10 protein-coding genes are annotated in these 12,749 nt (G+C 49.1%); 8 read left to right on the top strand and 2 right to left on the bottom strand.

What is annotated here, in order from left to right:
* Nucleotides 1-39: 39 nt before the first annotated feature.
* Nucleotides 40-951, bottom strand: coding sequence for a LacI family DNA-binding transcriptional regulator (locus ACIHKT_RS02845; protein ID WP_086035390.1), 912 nt, complete (start codon nt 949-951; stop codon nt 40-42).
* Nucleotides 952-1,057: 106 nt separating this feature from the next.
* On the opposite strand from ACIHKT_RS02845, the gene ACIHKT_RS02850 reads away from it, so the two are divergent.
* The 4 genes from ACIHKT_RS02850 to ACIHKT_RS02865 are packed head-to-tail and all read left to right on the top strand — an operon-like array spanning nt 1,058 to nt 6,343.
* The gene (locus ACIHKT_RS02850; RefSeq protein WP_086035391.1) at nt 1,058-2,389 is read left to right on the top strand and encodes a carbohydrate ABC transporter permease; all 1,332 of its coding nucleotides are present in this window, start codon (nt 1,058-1,060) and stop codon (nt 2,387-2,389) included.
* Between the two features lie 3 nt (nt 2,390-2,392).
* On the top strand, nt 2,393-3,217 hold the full coding sequence (locus ACIHKT_RS02855) for a sugar ABC transporter permease (protein WP_086035392.1): 825 nt from the start codon (nt 2,393-2,395) through the stop codon (nt 3,215-3,217).
* A gap of 27 nt (nt 3,218-3,244) precedes the next feature.
* Entirely contained in the window at nt 3,245-4,537 is a 1,293-nt protein-coding gene (locus tag ACIHKT_RS02860) for a maltose ABC transporter substrate-binding protein (protein WP_174193340.1), read from the top strand.
* Between the two features lie 57 nt (nt 4,538-4,594).
* On the top strand, nt 4,595-6,343 hold the full coding sequence (locus ACIHKT_RS02865; protein WP_086035394.1) for a glycoside hydrolase family 13 protein: 1,749 nt from the start codon (nt 4,595-4,597) through the stop codon (nt 6,341-6,343).
* A 321-nt stretch (nt 6,344-6,664) separates the two neighbouring features.
* Here the strand turns inward: ACIHKT_RS02865 and ACIHKT_RS02870 are convergent, their stop codons facing one another.
* The gene (locus ACIHKT_RS02870) at nt 6,665-7,555 is read right to left on the bottom strand and encodes a CFI-box-CTERM domain-containing protein (protein ID WP_086035395.1); all 891 of its coding nucleotides are present in this window, start codon (nt 7,553-7,555) and stop codon (nt 6,665-6,667) included.
* 243 nt (nt 7,556-7,798) lie between these two features.
* On the opposite strand from ACIHKT_RS02870, the gene ACIHKT_RS02875 reads away from it, so the two are divergent.
* The 4 genes from ACIHKT_RS02875 to ACIHKT_RS02890 all read left to right on the top strand — a co-directional run bounded on the left by ACIHKT_RS02875 (nt 7,799) and on the right by ACIHKT_RS02890 (nt 12,674).
* Nucleotides 7,799-9,181, top strand: coding sequence for a citrate/2-methylcitrate synthase (locus ACIHKT_RS02875; protein WP_086035396.1), 1,383 nt, complete (start codon nt 7,799-7,801; stop codon nt 9,179-9,181).
* Between the two features lie 251 nt (nt 9,182-9,432).
* A complete protein-coding gene (locus ACIHKT_RS02880; protein ID WP_086035397.1) occupies nt 9,433-11,217 on the top strand; it encodes an aminopeptidase P family protein in 1,785 nt (594 codons plus the stop codon).
* A gap of 105 nt (nt 11,218-11,322) precedes the next feature.
* Nucleotides 11,323-12,249, top strand: a complete 927-nt coding sequence (pyrB, locus tag ACIHKT_RS02885) for an aspartate carbamoyltransferase (RefSeq protein WP_086036822.1) — start codon at nt 11,323-11,325, stop codon at nt 12,247-12,249.
* Nucleotides 12,243-12,674, top strand: coding sequence for an aspartate carbamoyltransferase regulatory subunit (locus ACIHKT_RS02890; protein WP_086035398.1), 432 nt, complete (start codon nt 12,243-12,245; stop codon nt 12,672-12,674). Before pyrB ends, ACIHKT_RS02890 begins: the two co-directional genes overlap by 7 nt.
* Nucleotides 12,675-12,749 lie beyond the last annotated feature (75 nt).

Below are 12,749 nucleotides of genomic sequence, written 5' to 3' on the forward strand. Positions count from 1 at the left end.
GGCACAGTAAAACACTGCAGCCCCCGGCTTTTATGAGAGTCATTCACTTTCCAGCAGAACACAGTTGGTGCTGTTGGCCTGATAATCCAGTGAGAGCATATCCAGCAGAATCTCCGTGGCGACCACCGCTTTGGTCCGGTTGGATATGTGTAGAATTTGTGAGCCGGTTTGGAAAAGGCCAGCACTTCCCAGACTCGCACAAATGACAAGGTCTTTGCAGGGGAAAAGCTGCTGTGCCTGCACACCTAGCAAATCCCCCAGCACAATACCGCGGCGCCCCCCGTGACTTTGCAGAAAAGCCGGGAGGCTGGCACTTGGGGAATTGATGAAGATGTCTTTTGTCAGAAAATACTGAGAAAATTCATCCATCAGGTACTGACAGCAGAAATCCTCCGTCAGAAGAAAGGGCTGCTTCGTTTGCAGCAGTGCTTTTGCCGTTGTAAACAGAGAACCATAGTTGGGTCGGATTTCACAGAATAGCGGGTCGTTCACCATACAGTCCATGAACAGGATGGGTACATAATAACCTTCGGTGATTTTTCGCACTGTCCGGTTGTCGGTGTCAATCATAAAGACGGCATCCAAACTGTGCTTTTTCACAACGCCCATATCCTGTGAAAGATTTCGGGTGGTGATGAGAATCGTTTCGTAACCCATGGTTCGCAGCTGATTGCTCAGTTCGGCGGCAAGGTCGTAGTAAAGCATTTTCTTTCCGGCGGAGTTGCTTTCTTTCAGGTTAATGATGACGCCAATCAGACCGCTTCTGGTCTTGCTGGAAGCACGCACTGCATGCGGTTCATAGTGCAGCCGTGTGGCAGATTCCATCACTTTCAGCCGTGTTTCATGGCTGATTTTCTCCTTCTCGGAATGATTTAGAACGTAGGATACCGTGGCGACGGAGATACCACAGTCTTTTGCAATATCTCGCATGGTGACTTTACGATTTTCCATATATAGCGCTCTCTTCCTTGTACTTATGTGGCTATTATAGCACCGGTAAAAATGAATGGCAATTTGAAAATTGTTTTTGTGGGAAGATATTTAGGGAGGTTGAAAAATGAAGAAAAAAGTCAGTTCTGTTATCCTTTCCTGCATTTTTTGGGGAAGCGGACAGTTTTTCATTGCAAAAAAGAAAGTTCGGGGAATTTTGTTCTTTGCGGTGCAGATATTGCTGGTGGCGATTGAGCTGCTTTCCGGCTATTGGCTCAACTGGTTTACCGGTGAAATTCAGAACTTTGACATAGGGATTTACGGCGGCTACTTCACCAAAGGGCTGTGGGGGTTGTTCACACTTGGCACAGTGCCGGGGGTTGGCGGCGACCATTCCACGATGCTGCTTATCAACGGAATTTTAGCGCTGATGGGACTGCTGGTGTTTGTGGGCATTTTCATCTGGAATATCCGGGACGCGTACCGGCTTGGACGGCAGCTGGATGAAACTGGGAAGATTGAAACGGTGTCAGGCCGTATCCAGCGGCGCAAGGCGTTTCCATATTTGGTGCTGCTGCCAATCGGTATCATTATTGCATTGGTCGTTTTTATGCCGATTGTGTTTTCTGTGCTGACAGCCTTTACGAACTATGATGCAAACCATATGCCACCGGCACAGCTGGTCAGCTGGGTGGGACTGAAAAACTTCGCCAAGCTTTTCAATGTGCCGATTTGGTCACAAACTTTCTTCAGTGTGCTGGGCTGGACAGTTGTCTGGGCAGTGTGCGCAACTTTTTCCACATACTTTCTCGGCTTGTTTCAGGCGCTTATTCTGAACAGCCGCCATGTCAAACACCGCGGTATCTTTCAGGCAATCTTTATCCTGCCATGGGCAATTCCGGGTATGATTTCACTTCTGGTATTCCGCAATCTGCTTAACGGGCAGTTTGGGCCACTGAATCAGTTCCTGATGGATATACACCTGATTCACAGCCGTATTCCGTTTCTGACTGACCCGACAATTGCGAAGATTTCTATAATTCTGGTAAACCTGTGGATGGGTTTCCCACAGTTTATGGTTATGCTGCTTGGCATTATGTCCAATCAGGATACCAATTTGTACGAAGCGGCAGAAATTGACGGTGCAAATAAGATGCAGGTGTTTGCACATATCAAGCTGCCGCTGCTGACCAACGCAACCGCACCGCTGATTGTTATGAACCTTGCGGGTAATTTCAATGCTTTTGGTTCCATCTACTTCCTGACAAACGGCGGACCGACCAATCCTTCCTACCAGTTCGCGGGCGATACGGATATTCTTATTTCATGGATTTACAAGCTAACACTGGACCAGCGGATGTACAATATGGCAGCGGTCATGAACATTCTGATTTTCCTCTTTATTGCTGCTGTGTCCATCTGGAACTTCCGCCGTACCAATGCATTTAAGGAGATGTGAGGTATGAAAAAAAGAGTAGATTCCTTTTTTGTGCATCTGGAACTAATACTTATGTCGGCGCTGGTGCTGATACCGATTGTCTGGATTGTGCTTTCCGCATTTAATCCGGGCAACGGTCTTGCAACCACCTCGCTGATTCCAAAAACACTGACGCTTGATAATTTCCGCCATTTGTTTCAGCAAACGAATTATAAGCGGTGGTTTTTAAATTCCCTGACAATCGCAGTGCTGAATACAGTTTTCAGTGTGGCACTGATTCTGATTACAGCATGGATTATGTCCCGGTTTAAATTCAAGGGCAAAAAGACCAGCCTGATGACGATTCTACTGTTGTCCATGTTTCCGACTTTTTTGTCCATGACAGCGCTGTATACGCTGTTCCTGAACTTCGGCCTGCTGGATAAACCTGTTGCATTGGTAATCATCTATGTGGCTGGTGCCATTCCTTATAATGTCTGGCTGGTGAAGGGCTACTTGGACGGCTTGCCGAAAGAAGTGGACGAAGCAGCCTACATTGACGGATGTTCGTATTTTGGAACATTTCGTAAAATTGTACTGCCGCTTTCTACGCCTATCATTACATATTGCGCGGTTTCCCAGTTTATGATGCCGTGGATGGACTATATTTTGCCGAATATGCTGCTTTCCAGCGATACCAGCAAAACACTGGCTGTTGGCCTGTATGGTCTGATTACCGGCCGTGAAAACACAAACTTCACCATGTTTGCCGCCGGTGCTGTAATTATTGCCGTGCCGATTACGATTCTGTTCATTGTTTTCCAGAAATATCTGGTACAGGGTATTACGGCAGGTGCAAACAAAGGCTGAAGTTATTTATACTAGGAGGCTATGATTATGAAATCGAAAAGAGTGCTTGCATTAACACTCAGCGTATTGATGGCTGGTTCTATGGCGGGCTGCGGAAAGCCTTTGCCGCAAAACGCAAAAACCGTTTCTGCGGCGGGCAGCGCAGCCGCTTCCTCCGCGACCGGTGAACTGAAACCGGAAAGCGGCGCAAAACTGACGTTCCGTACCAGCAGCGCAAGCCAGCTGAATTTTGCAAAAGCGATTGCAAAGAAATTTGAGGCAAAGTACGGTGTGCCGGTTACTGCTGAGGACGGCAGCGTCTATGACCAGAACAAAACGAATCTGGAAACTGTCTCTGGCAAAGGACCGGATGTCTTTATGAGCCCGCATGACAAAACCATTGAGAATCAGCGGGCGGGGCTTCTGCTGAAGTTGGATGGCCGCATTACTGCAAAAATGAAGCAGGATGTCAGCGACATTGCCATGAAGACGGTCACCGTGGACGGCGGTGTTTACGGTGTCCCGGTCTCCGTTGAAACCTATGTGATGTTCTACAACAAGAAGCTGGTCAAAGGTGCTCCGGCGACAAGTTTTGAACAGCTATTGAAGGAGTCAAAGAGCTTTAACAACGCATCACAGAATAAATTCTGGTTCCTTTCTAATGTCAGTGAAGGTGCAACTATTTATCCAATGCTGAGTACATACGGCTACAAGCCTTTTGGAAAAGACGGCACAGACAATGACAAACCTGATTTTGATACACCAGAATTTGAAAAGGGCTTGGAGGTACTTAAAAAGTATCATGATTTGATGCCTGCCGCGTCCGGTGACCTTGCAAACTGGGACTTCCTGACCAATCAGTTTGTTACTGGTAAGACTGCCTATCTTATCAGCGGCCCATGGAACGTCAAGACATTACGTGACTCCAAGACCGATTTTGGTGTAGCGCCGCTGCCAACATATGATGGTAAGAAAGAAACTTCCTTCGCCTTTGTACAGAATGCACAGGTTTCCGCTTACAGCAAGTATCCGAATGCGGCACAGCTTTTTGCACAGTATCTGGTTTCTGATGAGGGTGCAGAACTGCTTTACTCTGATGCTTCCTGCGTTACTTCCCGCAAAGACATTTCCAAGATTAAGGGACTGGCACAGGACAAACAGCTCAGTGCCATTGTAAAATGCTTCAACGAATCCACTCCAATGCCGACGGCCAAGCGCATCAGTTACTTCTGGACGATTTGTGCCAACGTTGGACCTTCAGTTTTTGACGGCCAGATGACGCCGAAGGCTGCTGCGACCAAGGCAAAAAGCGATTGGGATTCTTTCCTGAAAGAAGAATAAAATCTCGAATTTAGCTGCGGCTTCACGTTCCAAATAACAGGAAAGAAGGATAATATTTTGAATCTCCAGGGTTTTTGTCATATTCCAAAAAGCAACTACGCTTATGCGTACACAGACAAGGATTTAGACATCCGGCTGCGTACGGCGAAGGACGACTGTACAGAGGTGTGGGTAGTAATTTCGCTGAAGCATCGCTGGCAGGATAAAAAAGCATATAAAATGGAGAAAATTTTCTCCGACCGGCTGTTTGATTACTACCAGTATCGTTTTCATACAGAGGATTCACGGCTGGGGTACTACTTTGAAGTGAGCGATGGTACCCAGACGCTGGTTTACTCGGAATCCGGTTTTACGGATACGTTTGATGACCAGAATGCCTATTTCCATTACTTTCAGTACCCGTATATCAATGAAACCGACCTGCACCGCATTCCGGACTGGGTACATTCCACCATTTTTTATCAGATTTTTGTGGAGCGCTTCTGCAATGGTGACCGCACGAATGACCCTAAACCGCTGACACCGTGGGGACAGCCGCCAAAATCGCAGAGCTTTTACGGCGGTGATTTGCAGGGGGTGCTGGACAAATTGCCATATCTGCAGGAACTTGGTGTGAGTGGAATTTACCTGACACCGATTTTCCAGTCACCCAGTAATCATAAATATGATACAACGGATTACCGTAAAGTGGATGAGATGTTCGGCAGCAAAAAACTGCTCTGTAAACTGGTGCAGCGGGCACATGAGATGGGCATCCGCGTTGTGCTGGATGGTGTGTTCAACCACAGCAGCTGGTCATTTGCACCGTTTCAGGATGTGCTGGAGCGCGGGGAGCAATCTCCTTACAAAGATTGGTTCCACATCGACAGCTTTCCGGTGGGGCGCTTCACTGAGGAAGAAGCGCATGATTACACCAAGCCGCTTGACCTTTCCCGCCTGAATTACCGCGTCTTTGGTACCAGCCCCAGTATGCCAAAACTCAACACGGAAAATCCGGAACTGGAAGCGTACCTTTTGAATACTGTTTCCATGTGGACAAAGGACACTGGCATTGACGGTTGGCGGTTGGATGTATCAGACGAAGTGAACCATGGCTTCTGGCGCGATTTTCGCAAGACCGTAAAGGCGATAAATCCAGAAGCATTGATTATAGGAGAAAATTGGCACAATGCTTTTCCATGGCTGCAGGGTGACCAGTTTGATAGCGTAATGAACTACCCAGTCACAAAGTCGTGCATCCAGTTTTTTGCCCGGCGGGAGGTGGACGCCGCACAGTTTACGGAAGACCTTTCCGGCTTCCTAATGTGCAATTCCGAGCAAGCCGATTTTGCCATGCTTAATCTTCTGGACAGTCATGATACTATGCGCTTTTTAACATGGTGCGGCGGGGATAAGCGCCTGCTGCGTATGGCAGTATTATTTTTGTTCAGTTATGTGGGGATGCCCTGCATTTATTATGGAAGTGAGATTGGCATGGAAGGCGGCGGTGACCCGGACTGCCGGCGAACATTTGACTGGAACCGTGCAAACTGGGACGAGGATTTGTTTCACTTCTATCAGAGAATCATTGCACTGCGCAAAAAAGAAAAAGCACTGCAGTATGGAACAATTCGTATGTATGCAGAAGAAGGTGTGTTTTACCTAATCAGAGCCTGCGGAGAAAGCAGGTTGGCAACTGTGCTGAATAACACGGACCAGAAAAAAACGATTGCCCTGCAGGATGATTTTGAACCGTTAATCAGTACAGAGAGTTGGGAAAATGGGGTTTTAGAGCCATTTAGCGGATGTATTTGCAGGCTGTTTTAACCGGGAAGTGAGGCAGGCACACACAGGTTTTAGGCCGTTTTTAGGCGAACAATGCATCTGCTGACTATGGTGACGGCATCAATGTTTATCTGGTCGGCAGTGCCGCGCTGAATGCAGTTATATGGGAGCTGGCAAAAATAGTTGTGACCGCCAAAGCTGTTACGCCGCTTGCAGACACGATTGCCGATGGGGCAATTTGTATATATTAGCTTAGGACAGAACGACTGACGGCAGAATAGAATAGTTTGCTGCTGCAAACATAAAAAATGGACCAGGTGGGGAAAATACCGCCTGGTCCATTTTGATATCTGCTGTTTTTATTTAAGAAAGATAGGTTCGTTCCAAATGCAGCATCATGCAGGTGTAGCGCTGCAGGCAGCGAGCGTTTCTTCCTGCATGGACATCCTGCACACAGGGGAATATAGCCTGTTCCCAAAGGGAACGGTAAGTCTGTGCGCGGCTGGGGGAAGCATCAATGGCTTCTGCAATCGTCGGTGCAAACGTGTAGTATTCCTGTACCAGAAGATGACCTCCCGGCTGATGCAGAAGCCAGCTGTCACGAAAGCGGCGCAGCGTCTGCAGTTCGTCACAGTTGTCCGGCTTGCGCAGGGAGTGACAGACAGCCGTGGTAATATAGCACCCGTGCTTGCGCCAACCAGTGTTAATTTTATCAAAGCCAACGGCATTCAGCGGTTCTTCAGGATACCTGCTGTTCCATATTTTCAGGAAAGATTCCAGCACAGGGGACGCCTCCGGTACCGGACTGTCATGCAGTACGGGCAGCAGATAGACCGTTATCATCATGCGGTAAGCAAAAAAAGCACCGCTGCGGCTGCTACGGACATGGCGTGTTACCAGCTCGTCCGCAATGCGGGACATTATGGCATGGGCAAAGGACTCACAGTCTTCCTCTGTACCGCCGTGCAGGGCATTCAGGGCAATGCCAAGGCGGCTGCTGTAGGCGGCAAAACAGGTGGGATAGTCTTTTTTGGTAAAAGCGGGTTCTTCCTTTTCAAACCGGAACAAAGAGGGCTCCAGTGCGGTGAGGGCATGCTGCAGCCGCATTCCTCCGTCTGGTTCCAGCGTTGTGGAAGCAAACAGGGACTTAAGGTCAATCGGCTTGGCACAATACATACAGACGATTTTTCCGGTTTCTTCCGGCACATGCAGTTCCAGCCCGCAGTAAGGGCAGTGTATGATTTGATAATTCATAAAGGAGCCTCCTTTCGGCGGGATTTTTTATAAAATGAAATAATTATAGTATAACAGAATTCCTATATGAAAACAAGCGGGATGCCGTGCATAGAAAAGTACGGCCCCGCCTGTTTACAAAAAATTTACATTGCACACATAAAGGCGTATTTGATTTCCTTTATACTAATTTTATAATTTTTTGCGGTAAAGCAAAAAGCAGTCATCAAACAGAAGGGATTTTTGAGAAAGAGAGTGAGCCACTTGGTTAAAACAAATACTGCCGGTGATTTCTTTGAAATTACACCAAAAATTAGAGAACTGACACAGCTAAGTGTACAGCATGATGCCCTTGACCCCTCCCTTTACATGAAGTACGATGTAAAACGCGGCCTGCGTGATATCAATGGGGAAGGCGTGCTCTGCGGACTGACTGATATCAGTGAGGTACGGGCAAAGAAGATTGTAAACGACAAAAAGGTTCCTATCCCCGGCGAATTATACTACCGCGGCATTTCCATCAATGACCTAACACGCGGCTTTCTTACGGAAAACCGCTTCGGTTTTGAAGAAACAGCATATCTTCTGCTGTTTGGTGAGCTGCCTTCAGCCGGTCAGCTGGAGGAATTTCGCGGATTGCTGAACAAATACCGCACACTTCCGACCAATTTTGTGCGGGATATTATTATGAAAGCGCCCAGCTGCGACATGATGAATACATTGGCACGCAGTGTGCTGACACTGTATGCCTATGACGAGCGCGCCAATGACACCAGTGTGGAAAATACGCTGCGTCAGTGTATTGAGATGATTGCGCTGTTCCCGCAGCTGGCGGTTTACGGCTATCAGGCGTATGCCCATAATGCGGACTCCAGTCAGCCGTTTTTCATTCATACCCCGCGTGATAACCTTTCCACGGCGGAAAATATTCTGTATATGCTACGTATCGACAACAAATACAGTGAGCTGGAGGCACGTATTCTGGACCTCGCTTTGGTGCTGCACGCTGAGCACGGCGGCGGCAACAACTCTACCTTTACAACACACGTTGTCGCCTCTTCCGGTACAGATTCTTACTCTGTCATTGCGGCGGCGCTCAGTTCCCTGAAAGGCCCGAAACACGGCGGTGCCAATATCAAGGTCGTGCAGATGTTTTCAGACATGATGGAAAAAGTGCATGACTGGAACGATGAGGAAGAGGTCGGCTGTTATCTGCGGAAGCTGCTGCACGGCGAAGCCTTTGACCACAAGGGACTAATATATGGCATGGGACACGCTGTATACAGCATCAGTGACCCGCGCGCCCTCATTTTCCAGAAATTCGTTGAAAAACTGTCCGAGGAAAAGGGCAGGCAGAAAGAGTACGACCTGTATGCTATGGTGGCGCAGCTGGCACCCAAAATTATCGGACAGGAACGGAAAACATACAAAGGCGTCAGCGCAAATATCGATTTTTATTCCGGCTTCGTTTATTATATGCTGGGCCTGCCTATCGAGCTGTTTACGCCAGTCTTTGCCATGGCGCGTATCGCGGGCTGGAGTGCACATTTGCTGGAGGAACGCATTAACGGCGGCAAAATTATCCGTCCGGCCTACAAATCGGTTGCACAGCACCGGCCGTATGTGCCGTTTTCGCAGCGGCAGTAATCGTTGCCTTGTACGAAATCAAAAAGGTGACTTGACAGCTTGCGAGAAAACTCGTATACTGTTCTAAACCCGCTCTGCAGGCGGCGCCGTTTTGTGCTGCCCAAAAGACTGGATTCCTTTATTCCCATCAAAAAGATAAGACCGCGGTACGGCAGTACCGTTTGTAAAGGAAAGGCTCATCCGAAGAGCAGGTTTCTTCGGGTGAGTTTTTTTTCTGCGCAGAAAAAGCCGTCCGCGGGAAAGGAGAAACAATGACTGTTGCTGAAAAATTAGAGGCGCTGCGTCAGCAGATGACACAGCATGGGGCAGATGCGGTAATTTTGCCGACCAGCGACCCGCACATGAGTGAATACATTCCGGCACACTGGGAGTCTCGGCGGTGGTTTTCCGGTTTTACCGGAGATGCCGGCACACTGGTTGTTACGAAAAAGGAGAGCTGTTTGTGGACAGACGGCCGCTTCTTTATTCAGGCGGACCAACAGCTGAAGGGCACACCGATTCGGCTGATGCGTATGCGTGAACCCGGTGTTCCTACTGTTGGCGCCTATCTTGCAAAGGCAATTCCCGGGGGAAAAGTGGCGGTGGACGGCCGCATTTTTTCGGAGCTGGAAGCTGAAAATGTACAGAAGGAACTGGATACCACCGGTGCTAAACTCATCAGTTTGGACCTCGTAGCGGACGTGTGGAAAGAGGACCGTCCGGCGCTGCCGGAAACACCGGTTTACTTGCTGGAGGACCGCTATTCGGGCTGCACCTGTGCGGACAAGCTGGCACAGGTTCGTGCAGAGCTTAAAAAGGCCGGAGCAGATGCACAGCTGTATAGCCTGCTGGACGATGTTGCGTGGGCAACCAATCTACGTGCCGCAGATGTTGACTATAATCCTTTTGCCATTGCATTCCTACTGGTCACGACAGAAAAAGCATACCTGTATCTTGACAAAAAGCGGATTCAGGCATCAGCCGCGGATTATCTTGCAAAATCCGGCGTAGAGGTACGTCCCTACAACAAGCTGGAAGAGGACCTGCGTGCTGGTGCTGCTGCCGGAACCGTGCTGGTCAGCCGGGCAAACACCAGTTTTGATATTTGCACCTGCTTAGCAGAAAACAAGGACCGGAAGTTAGTGGCCGGCGGGGACATCATTACCAACCTGAAGGCAGTGAAAAACAAGACAGAATGTGCCAATATGCGCATTTGCCATGTTTACGACGGTGTTGCACTGGTACGCTTCAAAATGGAACTGGAGCGCCGCATGGCAGCGGGGGAGCCACTGACCGAATGGGATGCTGCGGAAATTGCCCACAAGTACCGTGCACAGCAGCCGGACAACCGCGGCGAAAGCTTTGAAACCATTGCGGCCTACGGCCCGAATGCAGCGATGATGCACTATGGCCCCACAAAAGAGCAGCACTCTGACCTACAGCCGAAGAGCTTTCTGCTGGTGGATTCCGGCGGACAGTACCTGACCGGCACGACGGACGTGACGCGTACATTCGCCATGGGCCCGCTGACACAGGAAGAAAAAGAATGCTTTACATGGGTGCTGAAGTGCCATATCGATTTGGCAGACGCCAAATTCCCGCAGGGCACTACCGGTCATGAGCTGGACGCTCTTTCCCGTGTGCAGGTGTGGAAGCACGGGCTGGATTATCGCTGCGGCACCGGCCACGGCGTGGGATACATGGGTGCTGTACATGAAGGCCCGCACAGCTTCCGGTCCGCGATTCCGCTGGTTCCCGGCATGACTATCACCGATGAACCGGGTATCTATATGGAAGGCAAGTTCGGCATTCGTACGGAAAATACGCTGGAAGTTGTTATGGACGAAAAAACGGAATACGGTCAGTTTTACGCGTTCCACCCGCTGACCATGTTCCCCATAGACCATACGGCTATTCTGCCGGAGCTGCTTTCCAGTGATGAAATTGCTTATCTCGACCGCTACCATGCCACTGTTTACCAAACACTGGCACCGCATCTGACAGCGGAGGAACAGGCATGGCTGAAGAACGCCTGCCGTCCGCTTTGCCAAAAATAAAACCGCAGGAAAGCTTGTATGCCCAGAAAGCGGAACACAGATGACTGGCTCCCTTTCACCGCAGTCTGTTTCATGCAGGCAGGCTGCAAAAATACAGGAGGAAATATGGTAAGACATCTAATCGACCCGTTAGACCTGTCCGTTTCTGAAATTGATGATTTGCTGAACCTTGCAGATGACATTTCTGCGCATCCCCAGAAGTACGCACATGCCTGCGACGGAAAAAAGCTGGCAACTTTGTTCTATGAACCAAGTACCCGCACCCGCCTCAGCTTTGAAACCGCCATGCTGAACATGGGCGGCAGCGTTATGGGCTTTCATTCTGCTTCAACCTCCTCCGCAACCAAAGGGGAAAGTGTAGCAGACACCATTCGAGTAGTTTCCTGCTTCGCGGATATCTGTGCTATGCGTCACCCCAAAGAGGGTGCACCCCGCCGAGCCGCACACTTTTCCAAAATTCCGGTTATCAATGCCGGTGACGGTGGTCACCAGCACCCCACACAGACACTGACGGACCTGATGACCATTCGCTGCAAAAAAAGCCGCTTGCATGACTTAACCATCGGTTTGTGCGGTGACCTGAAGTTTGGCCGTACGGTACATTCCCTGATAAAGTCATTGGCACGCTATTCTGGCATTCGGTTTATCCTCATTTCACCGGAAGAGCTGCGGGTACCCGGCTATATTATTGACGAAGTCCTGCGGCCGCAGAATATTCCATTCCAAGAGGTCAGAAGTCTGGATGAGGTCCTGCCAAAGCTGGATATCCTGTATATGACCCGAGTCCAGAAGGAACGCTTCTTTAACGAAGAGGACTATGTCCGTCTGAAGGACAGCTATGTGCTAACGGCGGAAAAAATGAAAGCAGCCAAACCGGATATGTACGTTCTGCACCCGCTGCCGCGTGTCAATGAAATCTCACTGGACGTAGATGACGACCCGCGTGCCGCCTACTTTGACCAGGTCCAGAACGGTGTTTATGTGCGCCAGGCTTTGATTTTAAGACTGCTGGGGGTGAAGCTGCCATGCTGAATATTGATTCTTTACAGACAGGCATTGTCATAGACCATATCGAGGCCGGCACCAGTATGCGTATTTACGACCTGCTGCAGCTGGAAAAGCTGGACTGCTGTGTTGCTGTCATTAAAAATGCGCGCAGCAGCAAGTACGGCCGCAAAGATATTATTAAAATAGAGGGCAACGTAGATGTCGATTTGGACGTCCTGGGCTTTTTGGATCCAAACGTAACCGTTAACTATATTGAAAACGGACATATTGCGAAGAAAAAAACGCCGACACTGCCCAAGTATATTAAGAATGTTATCAAATGTAAAAATCCCCGCTGTATTACAACCATAGAAGAAGGCATTGACCAGGTTTTTCAGCTGTGTGACGAAAAAACACGCCGCTACCGCTGCATTTACTGCGAACAGGAATACAAGCGTCCTGTGGATTGATTAGAAAGAATGCAACAAAAGAGGAAAGGCAGACCACTAAAGCGGTGGCTTGCCTTTCCTCTTTTTCTATAATAA

The sequence above is a fragment of the Caproicibacterium sp. XB2 genome (genome assembly GCF_044880635.1).
Classification (GTDB): Bacteria; Bacillota; Clostridia; order Oscillospirales; family Acutalibacteraceae; genus Caproicibacterium; species Caproicibacterium lactatifermentans.

Excerpts from the sequence above, each read along its gene's own strand:
- ACIHKT_RS02870 (WP_086035395.1), bottom strand. The coding sequence starts at position 7,555 with ATGAATTATCAAATCATACACTGCCCTTACTGCGGGCTGGAACTGCAT.
- ACIHKT_RS02850 (WP_086035391.1), top strand. The coding sequence starts at position 1,058 with ATGAAGAAAAAAGTCAGTTCTGTTATCCTTTCCTGCATTTTTTGGGGA.
- ACIHKT_RS02845 (WP_086035390.1), bottom strand. The coding sequence starts at position 951 with ATGGAAAATCGTAAAGTCACCATGCGAGATATTGCAAAAGACTGTGGT.
- ACIHKT_RS02860 (WP_174193340.1), top strand. The coding sequence starts at position 3,245 with ATGAAATCGAAAAGAGTGCTTGCATTAACACTCAGCGTATTGATGGCT.
- ACIHKT_RS02880 (WP_086035397.1), top strand. The coding sequence starts at position 9,433 with ATGACTGTTGCTGAAAAATTAGAGGCGCTGCGTCAGCAGATGACACAG.
- pyrB (WP_086036822.1), top strand. The coding sequence starts at position 11,323 with ATGGTAAGACATCTAATCGACCCGTTAGACCTGTCCGTTTCTGAAATT.
- ACIHKT_RS02855 (WP_086035392.1), top strand. The coding sequence starts at position 2,393 with ATGAAAAAAAGAGTAGATTCCTTTTTTGTGCATCTGGAACTAATACTT.
- ACIHKT_RS02890 (WP_086035398.1), top strand. The coding sequence starts at position 12,243 with ATGCTGAATATTGATTCTTTACAGACAGGCATTGTCATAGACCATATC.